At 69.2% G+C, this 16255-nt stretch carries 17 protein-coding genes and 1 pseudogene; 12 read left to right on the forward strand and 6 right to left on the reverse strand.

The genetic code is table 11. The features are described 5' to 3' along the window. The first annotated feature begins 33 nt into the window (after nt 1-33). The 4 genes from OG928_RS39655 to OG928_RS39670 all read left to right on the forward strand — a co-directional run bounded on the left by OG928_RS39655 (nt 34) and on the right by OG928_RS39670 (nt 5450). Nucleotides 34-561, forward strand: coding sequence for a GNAT family N-acetyltransferase (locus OG928_RS39655; RefSeq protein ID WP_331766854.1), 528 nt, complete (start codon nt 34-36; stop codon nt 559-561). A gap of 275 nt (nt 562-836) precedes the next feature. Continuing rightward, a complete protein-coding gene (locus OG928_RS39660; protein ID WP_331766855.1) occupies nt 837-1520 on the forward strand; it encodes a hypothetical protein in 684 nt (227 codons plus the stop codon). Between the two features lie 396 nt (nt 1521-1916). Then, the gene (locus OG928_RS39665; protein WP_331766856.1) at nt 1917-4148 is read left to right on the forward strand and encodes a PQQ-binding-like beta-propeller repeat protein; all 2232 of its coding nucleotides are present in this window, start codon (nt 1917-1919) and stop codon (nt 4146-4148) included. Nucleotides 4149-4355: 207 nt separating this feature from the next. Further along, nucleotides 4356-5450 (forward strand): MerR family transcriptional regulator, encoded by a 1095-nt coding sequence (locus tag OG928_RS39670; RefSeq protein WP_406291596.1) that lies wholly within the window; start codon nt 4356-4358, stop codon nt 5448-5450. 203 nt (nt 5451-5653) lie between these two features. Here the strand turns inward: OG928_RS39670 and OG928_RS39675 are convergent, their stop codons facing one another. The 3 genes from OG928_RS39675 to OG928_RS39685 form a co-directional block, all read right to left on the reverse strand. Beyond that, a complete protein-coding gene (locus OG928_RS39675; RefSeq protein ID WP_331766858.1) occupies nt 5654-6715 on the reverse strand; it encodes a ParB/RepB/Spo0J family partition protein in 1062 nt (353 codons plus the stop codon). Next, complete coding sequence (locus OG928_RS39680; protein WP_406291597.1) at nt 6715-7488, reverse strand: ParA family protein; 774 nt, start codon at nt 7486-7488, stop codon at nt 6715-6717. Before OG928_RS39680 ends, OG928_RS39675 begins: the two co-directional genes overlap by 1 nt. Before the next feature lie 152 nt (nt 7489-7640). Beyond that, nucleotides 7641-7784, reverse strand: coding sequence for a hypothetical protein (locus tag OG928_RS39685; RefSeq protein WP_406291598.1), 144 nt, complete (start codon nt 7782-7784; stop codon nt 7641-7643). Nucleotides 7785-8051: 267 nt separating this feature from the next. Here OG928_RS39685 and OG928_RS39690 point away from each other — a divergent pair, with 267 nt between their 5' ends. The 5 genes from OG928_RS39690 (at nt 8052) to OG928_RS39710 (ending at nt 11395) form a co-directional block, all read left to right on the forward strand. Continuing rightward, nucleotides 8052-8558: a DUF3995 domain-containing protein gene (locus tag OG928_RS39690; RefSeq protein WP_331766860.1), complete on the forward strand. Its 507-nt coding sequence runs from the start codon at nt 8052-8054 to the stop codon at nt 8556-8558. 101 nt (nt 8559-8659) lie between these two features. After that, on the forward strand, nt 8660-9100 hold the full coding sequence (locus tag OG928_RS39695) for an RNA polymerase sigma factor (protein WP_331768277.1): 441 nt from the start codon (nt 8660-8662) through the stop codon (nt 9098-9100). Next, nucleotides 9097-9543 carry a hypothetical protein gene (locus OG928_RS39700; RefSeq protein WP_331766861.1) on the forward strand — a complete coding sequence of 149 codons (447 nt, stop codon included), beginning with the start codon at nt 9097-9099 and terminating at the stop codon, nt 9541-9543. Before OG928_RS39695 ends, OG928_RS39700 begins: the two co-directional genes overlap by 4 nt. Before the next feature lie 193 nt (nt 9544-9736). Beyond that, nucleotides 9737-10879, forward strand: coding sequence for an MFS transporter (locus OG928_RS39705; RefSeq protein WP_406291599.1), 1143 nt, complete (start codon nt 9737-9739; stop codon nt 10877-10879). Nucleotides 10880-10996: 117 nt separating this feature from the next. Beyond that, nucleotides 10997-11395 (forward strand): RidA family protein, encoded by a 399-nt coding sequence (locus OG928_RS39710; RefSeq protein ID WP_331766863.1) that lies wholly within the window; start codon nt 10997-10999, stop codon nt 11393-11395. 87 nt (nt 11396-11482) lie between these two features. On the opposite strand, the gene OG928_RS39715 is transcribed toward OG928_RS39710, so the two are convergent. Further along, nucleotides 11483-11815, reverse strand: coding sequence for a hypothetical protein (locus tag OG928_RS39715; RefSeq protein WP_331766864.1), 333 nt, complete (start codon nt 11813-11815; stop codon nt 11483-11485). Between the two features lie 272 nt (nt 11816-12087). Here OG928_RS39715 and OG928_RS39720 point away from each other — a divergent pair, with 272 nt between their 5' ends. From OG928_RS39720 to OG928_RS39730, 3 genes are all read left to right on the forward strand, one after another. Continuing rightward, nucleotides 12088-12432, forward strand: a complete 345-nt coding sequence (locus tag OG928_RS39720) for a helix-turn-helix domain-containing protein (RefSeq protein ID WP_331766865.1) — start codon at nt 12088-12090, stop codon at nt 12430-12432. 221 nt (nt 12433-12653) lie between these two features. After that, the gene (locus tag OG928_RS39725; protein ID WP_331766866.1) at nt 12654-12995 is read left to right on the forward strand and encodes a hypothetical protein; all 342 of its coding nucleotides are present in this window, start codon (nt 12654-12656) and stop codon (nt 12993-12995) included. A gap of 107 nt (nt 12996-13102) precedes the next feature. After that, nucleotides 13103-13660, forward strand: a complete 558-nt coding sequence (locus OG928_RS39730) for a GNAT family N-acetyltransferase (protein WP_331766867.1) — start codon at nt 13103-13105, stop codon at nt 13658-13660. On the opposite strand, the pseudogene OG928_RS39735 reads toward OG928_RS39730, so the two are convergent. Together OG928_RS39735 and OG928_RS39740 are read right to left on the reverse strand one after the other, a co-directional pair. Further along, nucleotides 13651-13770: pseudogene (locus tag OG928_RS39735) on the reverse strand (alpha/beta hydrolase); the annotation flags it as partial. The gene OG928_RS39730 and the pseudogene OG928_RS39735 sit on opposite strands and share 10 nt — an antisense overlap. A 129-nt stretch (nt 13771-13899) precedes the next feature. After that, nucleotides 13900-15261: an SMI1/KNR4 family protein gene (locus tag OG928_RS39740; protein WP_406291600.1), complete on the reverse strand. Its 1362-nt coding sequence runs from the start codon at nt 15259-15261 to the stop codon at nt 13900-13902. Nucleotides 15262-16255 lie beyond the last annotated feature (994 nt).

Raw genomic sequence — 16255 nt, forward strand, 5'->3', positions numbered from 1 at the left:
GACTCCGCGGCCTTGATCGCGTTGGCTCGACACATGGCCGAACTGCGTACCGATCGCCTGCTGCTGCGCCGATGGCGGGAATCCGACCTCGAACCGTGGGCGGCGATGAACGCCGATCCCGAAGTCCGTGAACACCTGGGGGACGTGCTGACGCCGGAGCAGAGCAATGCCGTGGTGGCACTCATGCAGGCCGAGTTCGACGAGCGCGGTTACGGGTGGTGGGCGGTAGAGGCGCTGGATACCGGTGCGTTCCTCGGCCGCGCCGGCTTGGACAGGGTGGACGAGAGCCTGCCGTTCACCGGGGTGGACATCGGTTGGCGGCTGACCCGCGCGGCGTGGGGACACGGCTACGCCACCGAGGCCGCTCTGGCCGGCTTGGCCTTTGGCTTCGAGTCCCTCGGCCTGCCCGAAATCGTTGCGTCGACGACCGTCGCCAACGTTCGCTCCCAGGCGGTGATGCGCCGGATCGGCATGACCCGAGACCTCGCCGACGACTTCGACGACCCGAGCGTGCCCGGCGGGCCATTGCGCCGGTGTGTCCTGTACCGGATCCGTCCGTGATCGCGTGGACTCGCCGTTGAGGCGGACGATTGGTCAGGACGTCAAGCGGCGTTGGGTTTCCGAGCCGGAAAGGCGTCATCGCGGGATCGTGCAGGCAAGCGCGCCGTTCGCTTCCTGATTCCGGCAATGATTTCGCCGTCGCCGTCGAATTATGCTGCCGACAAGATCATCACGAACGTGATGGCGCGGGGGCAGGCTCTTCGTATCCGCCATGCGTGGCGAGGGCTTTCCCGGCGCCGGGCCGGTGAAGGAATCGGCTGTCCTCCGGAGGTTGCATGAACGTCATACGCACACGCCCGGCGATCCTCGGCGCACTTGTCGTGGGCCTGGCCGCGACCGGGTGCGGATCGTCCGACGATTCGGGCGAGGGCATCGTCGAGCGTGCCAATCAGGCGATGGCCGCGACCTCGTTCCACGGCAAGGGGACCACCACCGCCGTGGCCGGTGGAACGCAGGAGATCTGGTCCGATCCCAGGCACGGGTTCCGGGCCCGGATCACCATCGGTCTCGACGAACCGGCCGGCGAGATACTCTGCCGCGACGGGGACGCGTTCATGAGCACCGACCTCGCCCTGGAGTCGCTGCGCAAAGCCGGCGGGTCCGGCCTGGAAGTGCCCGCCGACCTGAAGTCGTCCTACGTACGGATGCCGACCACCGGTGGTTGCGCGAGCTTCTACGCGATCCCCGAGTCGGGCAAGGTCGACAAGAAACTCGCCAAGGACGTCACCGGAGTCGCGACCACAGCCGTCACCGCCACCAACGGCTCCACCACCGACACGTACTTCGTCGCGGCCACGAACAAGCCGTACCTGCTGCGCCTGGAGTCGAACCGCTCCGGCCACATCTCCTCGACGACCTACGACTCGTTCGGTACGCCGGTGAGCATCACCATGCCGACCCCGGACAAGATCGTGTCCATGGACGATTTCCGCGCCCGCGTGAAGGCCGGTCAACGCTGATCGACACGAACGGCCGGTGGTGTGGCGGGGAGGCGGTGCCGGCCCGGGCCCCACCGCCTTCCCCCCTCTGCATTGCCCGCGACGGATCTCGGGTCCGCTCCGCACTTGCGTCTCCCCATTCAGCCCTCCTACGGTCGCGTCGACGCCTAGCGGGGCTATCGGGCACGACCGATGGTCAGGCTCCGACAATGGTGTCCGGAAGTGAGCCGTGTGGTTCGGTGTCGGCGAATACGCGGGTGCCCCGGCTGGAGTACCCGGATTGATGTGCCGTGCTCCGGCCGAGGGCTTCGGGTGCACACGTCGCAGGCTTCGGGTTCACGGCGCCGATCGCGCCCTGGGAGAGTCCGGGTTTCGTGGGGCTGTCCGCATCGGGGTCTGCGTGGTTGTCGGGTGCGGGTGATCGAATCAGCGGCGGGCATCGTCGCGGGGCGGGGCCGGACGACGGGGAAGTGGGGCCGGGTGGTGGTGCGGGTTCTGGACGGGCGTTACGAGCTGGTGCGGTTCGTGGGCCGGGGCGGAATGGGGGAGGTGTGGGAGGGCCGGGACCGCAGGATCGGACGACGGGTGGCGGTCAAGCTGCTCCCGCACGGCAGAGGCGACACGTCCGGGACGGCGCTGTTCCTGCGCGAGGCCCAGACCGCGGGGGCGCTCGACCACCCGGGCGTGGTCACGGTGTTCGACGTGGGGCAGGACGCGGCGGACGATTCGCTGTTCATGGTCATGGAGTTCGTTCAGGGCCGGGACCTGTCCGCGTTGCTGCGCGAAGACGGTGTGCCGCCGGTCACCGACGCGGTCGACTGGACGGCGCAGGCCGCGGCCGCGCTGGGCCGAGCGCACACGGCGGGGATCGTGCACCGGGACCTGAAGCCGGCGAACCTCATGCTCACCGCGGAAGGACGGGTCAAGGTCCTGGACTTCGGGATCGCCCGGTTCATGGAGTCCACGAACCACTCCAGCAAGGTCATGGGCACCCTCGCCTACATGCCCCCGGAGCGGTTCGACGAACACCCCGGCGACGCCCGCTCCGACCTGTACTCCCTCGGCTGCGTCCTCCACGAACTCCTCACCGGAAAAGTGCCGTTCGAGGCCACCGGCCCGGTCGGCATGATGAACGCCCACCTGCTCAAGACCCCCGCCCGTCCCGGCGAACACCGTCCCGGCATCCCACCCGCACTCGACCGGCTCGTCCTGGAACTCCTCGCCAAGGACCCCGACGAGCGGCCCGCCACCGCCGAACAGGTCCGCGAGCGCCTGCACGCCGTGACCGCCCCTGCGCCGGCGTCGGCGGGACCGGGCGATGGGCGACCACGGGAGAACGCGGGCGCGGCGGCGGCAACCGAACCCAACCTGGCGGCCCCTCCCCGGACCCGGGACGGCGCGGCAGTCGGGACCACTCCCGACCGTGACCCGGTCCACGCCGCGCCCACTGTCGGTCCGAACCGGGCCGGCGTGAGCGACGACGAGGAAAGGACCGGCGCCGGCGGGGCCACGACCCCTGCCGTGGCCCCCGGGCGCCGTCGGTTCCTCTGGCTGGCCGCAGGCGCCGCGGTGACCGCCGGAGGCATAACCGCCGCCGTCGCCCTCAACGACCGCGGCAGCCCGGGGGCATCTGGCGACGTCCCCACCGATCGCGCTACTTCCGGACCCTCGCTTACCTGGCGTTTCGCCACCGGCGACGACGTCACCTCGAGCCCCACTGTGGTCGATGGGGTGGTGTACGTCGGCAGCTTCGACAAGAACGTGTACGCCCTGGACGCGGCCACCGGCGCGAAGAAATGGTCCTACCCCACCGGCGGCGGGGTGAACTCGGCGCCTGCGGTGGTCGGCGGGGTCGTGTACATCGGCAGCGGCGACAAGAACGTGTACGCCCTGGACGCGGCCACCGGCGCGAAGAAGTGGTCCTACCCCACCGGCGACGAGGTGACTTCGTCGCCGGTGGTAGTCAACGGGGTGGTGTACATCGGCGGCGTCGACAGGAACGTGTACGCCCTGGACGCGGCCACCGGCACGAAGAAGTGGTCGTACACCACCGGCAGGGTCTACTCGTCGCCCGCAGTGGTCGACGGGGTGGTGTATGTCGGCAGCAATGAGAGCAGGGTGTACGCCCTGGACGCGGTCAACGGCGTGGAGAAATGGTCCTACCGCGGCGGGAGGGGGTTCAATACGTCGCCTGAGGTGGTCGGCGGGGTGGTGTACATCGGCAGCGAGGACTCCAGCGTGTACGCCCTGGACGCGGTCACCGGCGGGCAGAAGTGGTCGTACACCACCGGTAGAGAGGTCTCTTCGTCGCCGGCGGTGGTCGGCGGGGTCGTCTACATCGGCAGCGAGGACTACAGCGTGTACGCCCTGGACGCGGCCACCGGCGCGAAGAAATGGTCCTACCCCACCGGCGACAAGGTCCTCCTCTCGTCGCCCGCGGTGGTCGGCGGGGTTGTCTACGTCGGCAGCGACGACAAGAACGTGTACGCCCTGGACGCGGCCACCGGCGCGAAGAAATGGTCCTACCCCACCGGCGACAAGGTGCAATCGTCGCCCGCAGTCGTCGACGGGGTCGTCTACGTCGGCAGCGACGACAAGAACGTGTACGCCCTGGACGTGGCCACCAGGCCGGTCCGGAGTAGCCCTTGAGGCTGCGCGGTTCAGGGGGTTGTGCGAGGCCGCGGCCGTCGTGAAGCAGGCGGGACCAGGCTCAGGCCTGCGCGCGTTTTGGCACGGTCCGTTCGTCCTCCCCGGCACCCCTGGCTGGTCTTTCCTCCGTACCCGCATGCTGTTCCGTGTTCGAGTCGGTCGGCTGGGATTGACCCTCGACTTGGTGGAGGGCTCAGAGTTCCGGGTGTGGAGAGCGAGATGCGCAGTATTGGTGAGATGGCCCGGGACAGTGGACTGAGCGTGAGCGCCCTGCGGTTCTACGACAGGGCCGGTGTGCTGGTCCCGGCCTGGGTGGATCCGGTGAGCGGCTACCGCTGGTACGGCCCCGAGCAGTTCGAAGAGTCCCGGTTGCTGGCCCGGCTGCGCCGGGCGGGTATGCCGTTGGCGGACGTTCGGCTGGTACTGGCCGGCTGGTCCAGTGCGGACACCGACCTGGTGCGGAAGCTGCTTCAGGCTCATCTGCGCCGTCTTGAACTGGGGCTGTCCGATGCCCGCAGTGAGTTCTCCATGGTCCGAGCGCTACTCGAATGCAGGGAGAATCCCATGACTTTGCTCCGCGCCGCCACTGTCCGGTTGGCTGTCTCCGCGCCTGAGTTGGCCGCCGCGTTGGACGCGGTCCGCTTCGCCGCCAGTACCGACCCGGAGCTGCCGATGCTCGGCGGTGTCCTGTTCGACATCGAGGGTGAGGTGCTCCGTGTCGTGGCCACCGACCGGTACCGGATGGCTGTCGCGCAAGCCGGTACCGCCGGGCATGGCGGGCCCCGTGTGCAGGTCATCGTGCCGTCCCCGCTCGCCGACGCGATGCGGGCGCTGCTGGGTGACGACGCATCCGTCCAGCTCACTGTGGACGGTGACCGCGTGGCCTTGGAGGCGGGGGACCGTCAGGCGGCAGGCCAGTGTCTCGATCACGACTTCCCGGAGTACCGTCGCCTCGTTCGGCTGCCCGCAGGGCGCCGTGCCCTCGTCGATGTCCCGGCTTTCCGGGCGGCGGTGGAAACCGGCCCCGTCCGTACAAGCCAGGTGCGCGAGCAGGATGGCGTGTCCTGTGACCTCATCGTGCTCAAGGTGGCTGCCGACGGCGTGGTGACCGTCTGCGAAGACGGTGACGACGACCAGGACCACGTCGCCGTCAACCGCGAGTTCCTGCTGCATGCCCTCGCCGCCGGAGCCCGGGACCAGCTGATTCTGGAGTTCGGCGCCGCTACGGCGCCGCTGGCGATCCGCCGGACCGACGCCGAGGAGACCTTTTCGATACTGATGCCTGTCCGCCTGGAGAACTGACCTCCGGGGAGGCCGTCGGCGTCGCCGCCCCCTACAGGCGCGCCACCGAGGCGCCTCCGTTCGGTCTGGCGGCCGGTCGGGGACTTTACGGCCGTCAAGTCTTCGAGCGGTGACGCGTGAGATGACCGTCGAGGGTTCGAGGGGGGCGAGCCGGTCATGGAGGGGCCCCGACGAACCGAGGTTCGTCGGGGCCCGTTGCCGGATCAATCGGCGACGCTGAGGAGCTTCGCCAGGGTCGTTCTGCACTCGGGGGTCATGTTCTCGCGGAGTATCCGGTCCAGCTCCTCCGGCGAGTCCCAGGGAAGTTGGAGAGTGTTCCCGGGAGTGGAGGGCTTTACGGCCGTCAAGTTCTCCGTACCGCGCACAGCAGCCGTCGAGGGTGTGACGCTGTCCGCCGCAGCGGGAGACGCGGTCGGCGGTCGGCCGGGGGAACTCGGGGACGTCTGCGGGAGATCGTCCGCCCCGCGGCGGACAGCCGGGGAACCCGAGGACTTTACGGCCGTCAAGTCCTCCGCTCGTGCGGTGGTTGCCGGGGGATGCGCGGGCGCGGGCAGTTCCTTCCGGCCCCTGGGTACCAGGGCCCGGGCCGCCTGCTCCTGCTCCCACCACTCGGCCTGGCCCAGGTCGTCGAGCCCGCGATCCTTGATGGCCTTGGCCAGGTTGCGGGCCTTCTCGACCGGCATCTGCCGCGAGCTGACCAGGGCCTGCATGTCGGGGGACAACCGCAGAAGGGAACGACGTTGGGAGACCCACGCCTCGTGCTTGCCGCGGTGCTCCGCGACGGCCCGGGCGCTGCCGAACTCGACGACCATCTGCTCGACGGCACGGGCCTCTTCGACCGGATCGAAGTTCATCCGGTCGAGGTTCTCCGAGAGCACCGCGTCCAGGAAGTCCCTCCTGGAGCCGACGACGCCTTCCCGGATGACGGCCTCGATCGTACCGAGGCCCACCAGGTTTGCCGCGCGGTAGCGGCGCTCGCCGTTCGCGATGACGTAGGTGGTCGTCCCGACCCGATCCGTGTGCTCGGGGAAGAGCTTGAGGTACGGGGTCCGCGAGACCACGACGATCGGCTGGAGTTGCCTCCGCCGCATGCTCTCGCCGAGCTCGCGCAGCTTCTCGGGACCGCCGAAGTCGAAGCGCGGATTGAGCGGCGTGGGGACGACCCGGCTCAGATCGAGACTCACCAGCATCGGGATGCCGCGGCCGGGGACGTCCTCGACTTTCTGCCCGGCGAGGGAGGCCAGGCTGGTGCGTTGTCCTGCCATCAGGCGTTCCCCCCGCCGTATCCAAGTTCCAGGGCGAGGCGGAAGAAGTCCTCGCGGGCTTCCATCGCCACCCTGTTCTTGGCGTATTGGGTGACGACCTGGCCTTCGGCGGCCGCCCTCGTGTGGACCTTGTAGCGGCGGATCACCGTGTTGACACCGGGCCAGCCCTGGGCCGCGATGTACTGCCTCGTCTGGTCGAGGTCGACGGTGCCGTCGCGGGGATCCCAGTTGTTGACGACGACGCGGTAGGGGAGCCCCGTCTGTTGGATGACCTTCTCGATGGTGCGGGCGGTCGGGTCGAACGCGAGCGCCTCCGGAGGAAGCGGCACGATCACGTCGTGCGCGACCTCGAGTGCCTTGTGGAGGAGTTCCTCGTCCTGCAGGCTGCCCGGGGTGTCGATGAAGACGTGCCGAAGACCGTTGTCGCCCTCCCCCAGGACGGCCGCGCACACGGCCCCCAGGTTCAGCGTCGTGGTGGTCTTGCCGACGCCGCCCTTCTGGTTCGCGATGACGTGGACCTTCGCGCCGGTCCCTCGCAATATCTCGAGGTTCTCCGGGGTCTCGTGCTCCTGCGAAAAATCGAAGGGCAAATCGGTGATGCGGTTCGCCCACCAGACACTCGATGCCTGGGGGTCGAGCGATACGACATAGACGCTGGCCATCTGCTCCGTTTGCTTCCCGTGGATTCCGGTACTTCGGGCAGGACAGAGTTTTCCAGACAAGTGCGCCGTGATCGTGAGCGACCCGGCTTTCAACACAAGAAACTCACCCAAGCGGCCGGTCCGGCCGGTCCGGCCGGTCCGGCCGGTCCGGCCGGGGGACTTTACGGCCGTCAAGTCCCCCGGCAACACACGGAACCCAACCCCTCACGCCCGAACACGCCGTCCGGCCCCGCTCGTTGCCCAGCCGCCCGACACCTGCGCGCCTACCCCGGGGGCTGGTCCCGGTCGTCGTCCCGGTCGCGGGGCGCGGGCGCGCCGCTGCTCCGACCGGTATAGGCGCCGTAGATGGCTCCCACGCCTGCTCCCATGACGACCAGGGAGTGCCGACACGCTGTGGACCATCGCATGGGTCGGTTCGCTCCTGGCCGGGTTTGTCGCCAATCCGCTCGTCAGGTTCGAGGGCCGTGTGCCGCTGCCCTGGTAGGCGATTCCCGGTGGCGACCGCTGATCAAGCTCCGATTCCGAGTTGCCCGACCCACAGCCGACGCCCCTGCCCGTCGCCCCCGCCGTCCCTGGCGATGTGTCCGGGGTCACACGGAACCTTTCCCGTCGTCCCCGCCTCTTCCCGTCGACAGCTCGTCAGGCCCGGGAAGGGCCCGGAAGGGGACCGCCACATGAGCGCCATCATCACCCGCACCGAAACCGCCGTCACCACCACCCGCAAACGCGCCGGCACCGCCATCGCCGCCCTTCTCGCCGCCGACGCCCTCGCGCACGCGTTCTGGGCCACCGGCGCGACCTGGCCGGCCGACAGCACCGCGACCCTCTCCCAGGGACTGCTCAACGCCGACGTCCCGTTCACCCCCCGCGTGCTACTCCCCCTGTGCGCCCTGCTCACCACCGCCGCCGTCGGCGTCTTCGCGCACAGCCGCGGCCGCGGTGGCCGGCTCACCGCGCTCGTCACCGGCGCGGTCGCCGCCGGATTCGCCGTACGCGGGGCGGTGGGCGTGGTCTGGGTCCTGGGCATCGGGGCCGACACCGGCAGCACGTTCTACCGACTCAACCTGCTCGTGTACACGCCGATCTGCCTCGGCTTCGGGTACGCGGCGGCGCGGCTCGCGAGGGCAGGACTCGCCCGTACGCCGGGGCGCATCATCCGGGCCCGGGCCACCGGGAGATGATCAGAGGCGTGACGGACCGCCCGACCGAGGAGCGAACAGCCGACCGCCGTACGCGCGGCATCACCCTCGCCCGCGCCGCCCGCCGGGGCGACACGCTCGCGATGAGCGACCTGCTCGACCACCTGATCCCGTACGTCGCGAGCATCTGCGGCCCGATCGCGTTGGAGGCCCGCCAGGACGCCGTTCAGGAGACCCTCGTCGTGGTCTTCCGCGCGCTGCGTACCCTCGACGAACCGGACGCGCTGTACGGCTGGGTCCGCGCGATCGCCGTCCGCGAGGCGATCCGCATCGCCCGCCGGGCCGGCCGCGACGCCCCCACCGAACTGGCCGAACTCCCCGCCCCCGGCGACCCCCAGCTCGCCGCCGACATCGACGACGTGCTGGCCCGCCTGTCCCCCGAACACCGCGCCGTACTGGTCCTGCGCGACGTCGAGGGCCTCGACGAACAGACCGCCGCCGACCTGCTCGGCGTCCCCGAAGGCACCGTCAAGTCCCGGCTGCACCGCGCCCGGGCCGGATTCCGAAGGATGTGGACGGCATGACCGAGCTCGACCCGGTCCGACGCCTGCGCGTCCTGGCCGCCGGCATCCCCGGAGCGCACGTCGTCGAGGGCCTGATCGCCGCACCGTTCGCGGACGTGTGGGCCGTGATGGGCGACCTGGAGCACGGCTTCGGCCGCTTCCAACCCGACATGCGCGACGTCAGGGTCACCCGCGTCGAGGGTGAACGCGTGGAAGCCCTCGCTCGCAGCCACTACGGCCTGCGTGCCCGCTTCGACGGCGTCCTCCGCCCGGGCTGGTGCTGGCTGCAGAGCCGCTTCCTGATCTTCGGCATGGCCGCCGTCGAGGAGTCCCCCACCACTACCCGGGTAGCCCTCACCGGCGGCATCCGCATCCCGGGCCGGGCCGCGATCCTCCCGGTCGGCACCAGCCGCGAACTACGCAAGGCGCTGACCCGCCTGAACGAGACCGTGCGACGGCCCTGACGCGACGAGGTACCTCGCGGCGCGGTCGGCGGCCCGCCCGGGTCGAATCGGATCGGCTCGGCTCGGAGTTGAATCTTTAATCCTGGATATGTAATATCCAGAATCCATCCACTCACCGAGACCTTTACGGAGAAGGAGATTCTGGATGTTCTCCATCTTGAATAGACCGGTCCGATCGACTCCACAGCCGTCCATGACGCGCGCATGGCTCGCGGTACTGGCCGTGACGCTCGGGATCTTCTCCCTGATGACCTCCGAACTGCTGCCCGTCGGACTGCTGACCCCCGTCCGCGCGTCCCTGCACGTTTCCGAGGGCACCGCCGGCCTGATGGTCACCGCACCCGGAGTGGTCGCCGCGTTCGCCGCTCCCGTGATCGCCGTGACGGCCGGCCGCCTGGATCGCCGCGCGCTTCTGGCCGCCCTGATCGCCCTGGTCGGCGCCGCCAACCTGGCCTGTGCCGTCGCCCCGAACTACGCCGTGGTCCTGACCGCGCGCGTGCTGGTCGGCGTGGGCGTCGGCGGGTTCTGGGCGATCGCGGGCGGCCTGGCCCTGCGCCTGGTACCGCCGGCCCACGTGCCCCGGGCCACCGCCGTCGTCTTCGGCGGCGTCTCGACCGCTTCCGTACTCGGCGTCCCCGCCGGCACCCTGCTCGGCGAACTCAGCGGCTGGCGCACGGCGTTCGCGGCCGTCGGCGTACTCGGCCTGGTCGCCCTCGGCGCGCTGGTGTTCCTCCTGCCACCCCTGCCATCCGAGCAGACGATGACCTTCCCCGACCTGTCCCGCCTCTTCCGCGACAACGCCGGAGTACGCGTAGGCATGGCCCTGACGTTCCTGCTGATCACCGGCCACTTCGTCGCGTACACCTTCGTCCGCCCGATCCTGCACGACGTATCCGGTGTCGACGACGGCCTGATCGGCCTACTCCTGCTCGGATACGGCGTGGCCGGCGTCGTCGGCAACTTCGCGGTGGGAACCCGGAATCCGCGCGGCACGCTCCTCGGGATCACCGCCACCCTGACCGCCGCGCTGACCCTGATCGCCCTGCTGGGCGGCGTACCCGCGGCCGGCATCGCCCTGCTGCTCGTATGGGGCCTCGCCTACGGCGGCGTACCGGTGAGCCTGCAGACCTGGATGCTCTCCGCCGCCCCGCGCGCGACGGAGGCCGCGACCTCGCTGTTCGTCGCCGTCTTCAACCTGTCCATAGCCATCGGCGCGCTCCTGGGCGCCTTCGTGGTGGACGGCATCACCACCGCCGCCGCGTTGTGGACGGGCGCCGCGTTCACGCTGCTCACGGGGCTGACCGTATGGCGCGTCCAACGCACCGCGGCCCGCTGACCACCCATCCCCTCGACCCACCGTCAACGGCCCACTGCGGCCGGAACAAGGCCGGCACGCGGCCAACACACGGCCGACACACGGCCAACACAACCCGGCAATAAGGAGATCACCACCATGTCGCACACCATCACCAACCCGGCCGAGCTGCACGACCCGGTCGGATTCGGCTACAGCCACGTCGTCGACGCACCCTCGCCCGACCTCGTGTTCATCGCCGGCCAGTACGGCTCCGACCCGAGTGGTTCCGTGGCCTCCGCCGACTTCGCGGACCAGGTCGAGCGCTCGTTCGCGAACCTCGGCACCGCACTGGCCGCGGCCGGCCTGGGCTTCCAGGACGTCGTACGACTCGGCACCTACATCGTCGACCACGACCACGCGAAGCTCGACGCACTGCTCACGGTGATCGCCCGCATCTGGGGCGACAAGCCACCCGCTCAAACCCTCATCGGCGTGGCCGCCCTCGCGCTGCCGGACATGCGCTTCGAGGTCGACGCGGTCGCCGCGCGCCCCTGACCACGTCCCGTCCCACCCGGGCGCCCCGTCCCGCCACGCCCTCGACTGATCGAGGGCCGCGGGACGGGGCGCCCGGGCGCGCTCCCGTCAGGCTCGACGTGCCCGCCACTTCCAGACTCGTAGCGCCACCGGGACCGCCACCACCACGCCGGGGAGGAACCACGCGAGCGGGCCGGGCCGTTCGGTCCATCCCGGACTCGGCTGGTCCGGGCCGAGAAGGTTCGGCTCGTACGTGCAGACGCGGCCGGGCGGCAACCAGCCCCAACTGGAGTCGCCGTACACCGAAATGCCCGGCGCGAACGGGCACGCGGCCGCGCTGTCGATCGTGATGATCACGACGGCCAGGTAGCCGATGTAGAGCAAAAGGCACAGGAACCACACGCCCCACGCGACGACGCGAAAGAGCTCGCCCCAGGACATGCGTCGGCGCCCGAGCGAATCAAGCCCTCCGTCTGAGTCGACAACCATGCGAGCCTCCGGAGGGCGTTCCACAAGAAGAATCTTGCGACTTCGAGCCGACCCTACCGAGTGCATCGGGGCACGCCGGGCAACGACATCGACTGTTGGCGAATCACCACACGCATCAAGCAATTTGTGCCTTCATGTACGCGCCGCTCGAATGCTGCGGCATGCGGCATGCCGCATGCGGCCCCCGGGTGCGCCTCATACGATTCTCTGTAAATGTTTACTGCATGACAGAAAGCAGAGCTCATCTGCTGACCGCAGCCGCGGAAGAGTTCGCCCGGCACGGCCTCAAGGGCACCCGCATTCAGGCGATCGTCAAGCGGGCCGGCGTCAACGAGCGGATGATCTACCACCACTTCGGCAACAAGGATGGTCTGTACAAGGCCGTCCTCGAGGACCAGATGGCGGCCCTGCACGACGCCTGGCATCCGACCCTGGAGCGACGCGGAGCGGCCCTGATCGGCGGCCAGGAGGTCGGCCTGGCCGCGGACAAGGTACGCGAACTGGCGCTCGGACAGCTTCTGGACGGCATGACCGGCCCCGTGCGGGCGGCGGAGCACACCACCGGCTGAGACCACCCCTTCCGCACCACCTGACGACCACCGCACCGGCGGTTCGGTCGGACAATCGCCTGAGCACCCTTCGAACATCCGGCGCAGTAAACATTTACTGCAAGGAGCTGCCGAATCAGCATGGCCACAGCACACACGACGGAGGCGGCCGGCGGGCGCTTGCCCCCTCACCTCGTCACTCTCATGATCACGGTCGCCCTGGCTTCTTCATCAACATCCCCGTGTGCGTCGTCGCCATCGCACTCGCCTGGCGGACCATGCCGACCAGGACATCGCCGAGCGCCGGGCGTCTGGACGTCCTGGGTCTGCTACTGCTCTCCCCGGCCTGCGCCGTCGTGGTCTTCGGGCTTACCGAGGCCGGCAAGTACGGGTCTTTCGGCGACCGCCACGTCGTAATCCCACTGGCCATCGGGTTCGTCCTGCTCGCGGCGTTCTCGATACACGCGCTGCGCACCGAGAACCCCATGGGCTTCGCCGCCGTCTCCGTACTGCTCGCAGTGCTCATGCCGGCCCGCTCGCCACAGCAGCACTCCAAGGGGGAGGCATCGGTGCCCATCCTCTGACCCTCATGGTGAAGGCCACGGATGCCGGTGACCGAGCGCTTGAGTCGGCCCTTGAGCGATCGAGTTGGGCCGACCGCGCGCACGAGCAAGCTGCATAGGATCTCCGGATGGCAGTCACCAGGTACCTCATGCAAGGGCAGCGAGTGGCCATACGCCACGTCCGCCGTCAGGACTACGACGAACTCACAGCGCTGGCCCAGGAGAGCGCCGAGATGCTTCGGCGCTGGCTGGGCGCCCGCGAGAACACCGTAGAGGCGTTCGAGAGCTACCTCGAGCGATTCGAGCAGCCCACCCATGAGGGCTTCGTGATCTGCCTTCGCGGCACCGACATGATCGTGGGCGGCGTCAACATCAACAACATCGTCAGGGGCACCCTCCAGAGCGGAAGCCTGGGCTATACCTCCTACGCCTCTACGACCGGCCGTGGCTATATGAGCGAAGGACTGAGGCTCGTGGTCCGGTTCGCCTTCGGCCCGCTGGAACTGCACCGGCTGGAGGCGAACATCCAGCCGGACAACGCCCCCTCGCTGAACCTCGTCAAACGCCTGGGCTTCCAGCGCGAGGGCTACTCGACTGCCTTCCAGCACATCAACGGCGAGTGGAGGGACCACGAGCGATGGGCCATCACTGCCGAGACGACACAAACTCCACCACCCCGCAGGTGAACGTCGACCGCGCCGGGGGTGGCGCTGTCGGGGTGGCTGCGCTCGAACTTGATCATGTGGGTGATCAGCTCACGCTCGTGTCCGGCGATCAGCATCTCGGGTACGTCCGGCAAAGCGCTCACGGGCCAACTTGGCCGCTGGGTCTCAGCAATGGTGTGACTGAGCGCTGTAGTCGGCCTGTCCGGCCAACTACAGCGCTCAGCTCTCGTAGGGCAACCTCGCCTTGTGCGGCACCCCGGTTAGGCCGCGGGGCCGAGGTCTCCCGCGAGGAGCGTTTGTACGATCTGGGGCCGGTCCCAGAGGGCCAGGATCTCGTTGGCGATGGCCACGACGGGCAGGTGGTCCTGGTCCCGTACCTTGATGGCCGCGGCTTTCAGGGTGCGCGGGACGGCTCCGGCGTCCAAGAGGACGCGCCATTCCTGCGCGCCGAGTTCCAGGAACTCCAGTCCGGTGAACCCAGCGACCTCCAGGGGGTCGGCCAGTGTGCCGGGCATGGCGGTCAGAGTGCGCAGACGGGGCAATCCGGCGACAGACGCGAGGCTGAACGGTGTACCGTCCCAGGCGCCGATGGACAGGACTTCCAGGGCGGGATGGGCGGCAGCTTGGACAGTCTCAAGGCATCCGGCGCCGACCCGAGCCACGGCCGGAAGCTCGTCTCCGCGGCGGTCACGGCGTTCCTCCCGCACCCGGCCCAGAACGAAATCGGTGAGGGAATCCGCCACGAGCTCAGCACCGAGGCTCTGCTCGTGATCGATCAGGATGACCTGCCCGAAGTATCCGGCCGGGCCGGGAGTCAGATCGACGGCGAATTCGTCGCCGCCGTTGCTCCCGAAGCCGATCCAGCCCGGTGAGCCGGCCAGGCCCTGCACCGCGGCGTCGGGCGTAGTGCTGACCGCATGCTTCGCGCCGAGGTCCCAGCCGGGGTGACGTACTGCCGGGTCGACGCTGTACAGGTGGTCCAGGCCGGACAACTCGCAGCCGACCGCCTCGCCGGCGCGGTCCGCCTCCTCGAAATCGAAGTCGTCGCCCCAGTACACCCGTGTCACCCGGTAAAGCACCTTGAGCTCATCGGACAGTGTGACACCAAGGCGCACCTCGGCGGCAGCGATCGCCTCTTCCGTCGCGCCGATGGCGTCGGGCAGCCGCTCGCGCAGCGTCCGCTCCAGCAACTCCGGATCTGCCGATGGCGCCGGCACCGCTCCGGGCACCGGATCGGGACGGCGGAGCCAGGGCTCGGGAAGGAAGCCGTCGGCCAGGACGAGCACCCCTAGATCCGGGTAGACGCGAGCCGGTTCCACGACCGGGCTCGGCCAGACCAGACCGAGCGTGGTCCTTCCGTCCGGCTGGGCCTCCGCCCTGAAAGCGATCTCCTGAACTCCGCCGCGCGCGAGTGCCCTCTGTATGTTCTCCACCGCGATCCGCGCGGTCGACGACATGGATCCCCGATAGGCAAGGCTCCAGCCATGTTGGCCGATGCGTCCTGCGACACGGGCCAAACGGCCGGCACGCCGATCCTCGTCGTCGGCCAGCATGAGCCGGAGCACGGGCTCCCAGGTCGCGAAATCGGATACCGATGACAAGGGCGGTCTCTGATCAACCATGCGCAGACCGTACGCGGAGCCAATGACAAGTGGAGGAACCGGGCCGTAGAACGCTCAGGGGCCAAGTACAGCACTCAGTCACATAAACGGATAGAGAGCCACGAAACGCACTGAGCGGCAGTGCCCTGACCTGCAACGATGCCGCAGGTTGCGATGTGAGGGCCGAGAGTGGCTCGCCGCATCCAATCACTCCGGGTGGGGGTGGATCGGGCCACACGCGGAAATTTTCGCAAAGGTGCAGGTCAGATAGGGTGTGCCAGCTAATATCAAGCTGCTTGCAAACCGAACAGCTCTAATCGTCGACCCTCGACCCGTCTGATGAGCAGATCGGCGTGAACTCACCGGCGAGGTTCGACCCATCGCGGACGCGCGCGTGGCATCGGGCGGGTTGCCCAAGGCATTCAGACGGGCGATTCGACACCGCTCCGACTCCGGGGCGCGCCCGGCCGACGCCCCCTGCGTCAGGATCGAATCGCGCCACCTCCGCAACGAACGCGGTCCCGCCCTCGCCGGGCCGCCCTGCGCCGGGCACTAACACCAGGGGCGACGCCGCGCGGCGGACGCATTCACCCAGGTCGTGTCCGCCACGACGCGGTGGAGACCGGCCCGCCCACCTCATGCGGCCGGCCTTGCACGACAACCGCTCGGTGACCATTCGAAGCACCGTACCCGAGGCGCCATCGGGGTGACATCGCCGGCGGGGGAGTGGGGGATGGGTTCGTACCGCGAGGCATTTGCTCGGCCGCGCGTGCTCGACGCCGCCCGAGCCGTATCCCAATCCGGCGTCCGGGTGTGCAAACGGGGACGCGAATCCGCCGGCGATCGAAGCCCAGAACCTCCATCAGGCTCCGGGAACGATGATCGCGGCCTGCGGATTGGAACGGGCTACCCCTCGCACATCGTCTTCTCGATCGGCCTCGGCGGCGCGTCTCCCGCTTCGGGAACCCCGGCGCCGGGGTGACAGGCATACCCCGAATGGGACATCGACCACACG

The organism is Embleya sp. NBC_00896 (assembly GCF_045207785.1).
In the GTDB taxonomy this organism is placed as follows: domain Bacteria; phylum Actinomycetota; class Actinomycetes; order Streptomycetales; family Streptomycetaceae; genus Embleya.

Coding starts and splice junctions, on each gene's coding strand:
- OG928_RS39655 (WP_331766854.1), top strand. CDS start 34: ATGGCCGAACTGCGTACCGATCGCCTGCTGCTGCGCCGATGGCGGGAA.
- OG928_RS39660 (WP_331766855.1), top strand. CDS start 837: ATGAACGTCATACGCACACGCCCGGCGATCCTCGGCGCACTTGTCGTG.
- OG928_RS39675 (WP_331766858.1), bottom strand. CDS start 6,715: ATGGCAGGACAACGCACCAGCCTGGCCTCCCTCGCCGGGCAGAAAGTC.
- OG928_RS39685 (WP_406291598.1), bottom strand. CDS start 7,784: ATGCGATGGTCCACAGCGTGTCGGCACTCCCTGGTCGTCATGGGAGCA.
- OG928_RS39690 (WP_331766860.1), top strand. CDS start 8,052: ATGAGCGCCATCATCACCCGCACCGAAACCGCCGTCACCACCACCCGC.
- OG928_RS39695 (WP_331768277.1), top strand. CDS start 8,660: ATGAGCGACCTGCTCGACCACCTGATCCCGTACGTCGCGAGCATCTGC.
- OG928_RS39700 (WP_331766861.1), top strand. CDS start 9,097: ATGACCGAGCTCGACCCGGTCCGACGCCTGCGCGTCCTGGCCGCCGGC.
- OG928_RS39705 (WP_406291599.1), top strand. CDS start 9,737: ATGACGCGCGCATGGCTCGCGGTACTGGCCGTGACGCTCGGGATCTTC.
- OG928_RS39710 (WP_331766863.1), top strand. CDS start 10,997: ATGTCGCACACCATCACCAACCCGGCCGAGCTGCACGACCCGGTCGGA.
- OG928_RS39715 (WP_331766864.1), bottom strand. CDS start 11,815: ATGTCCTGGGGCGAGCTCTTTCGCGTCGTCGCGTGGGGCGTGTGGTTC.
- OG928_RS39720 (WP_331766865.1), top strand. CDS start 12,088: ATGACAGAAAGCAGAGCTCATCTGCTGACCGCAGCCGCGGAAGAGTTC.
- OG928_RS39730 (WP_331766867.1), top strand. CDS start 13,103: ATGGCAGTCACCAGGTACCTCATGCAAGGGCAGCGAGTGGCCATACGC.
- OG928_RS39740 (WP_406291600.1), bottom strand. CDS start 15,261: ATGGTTGATCAGAGACCGCCCTTGTCATCGGTATCCGATTTCGCGACC.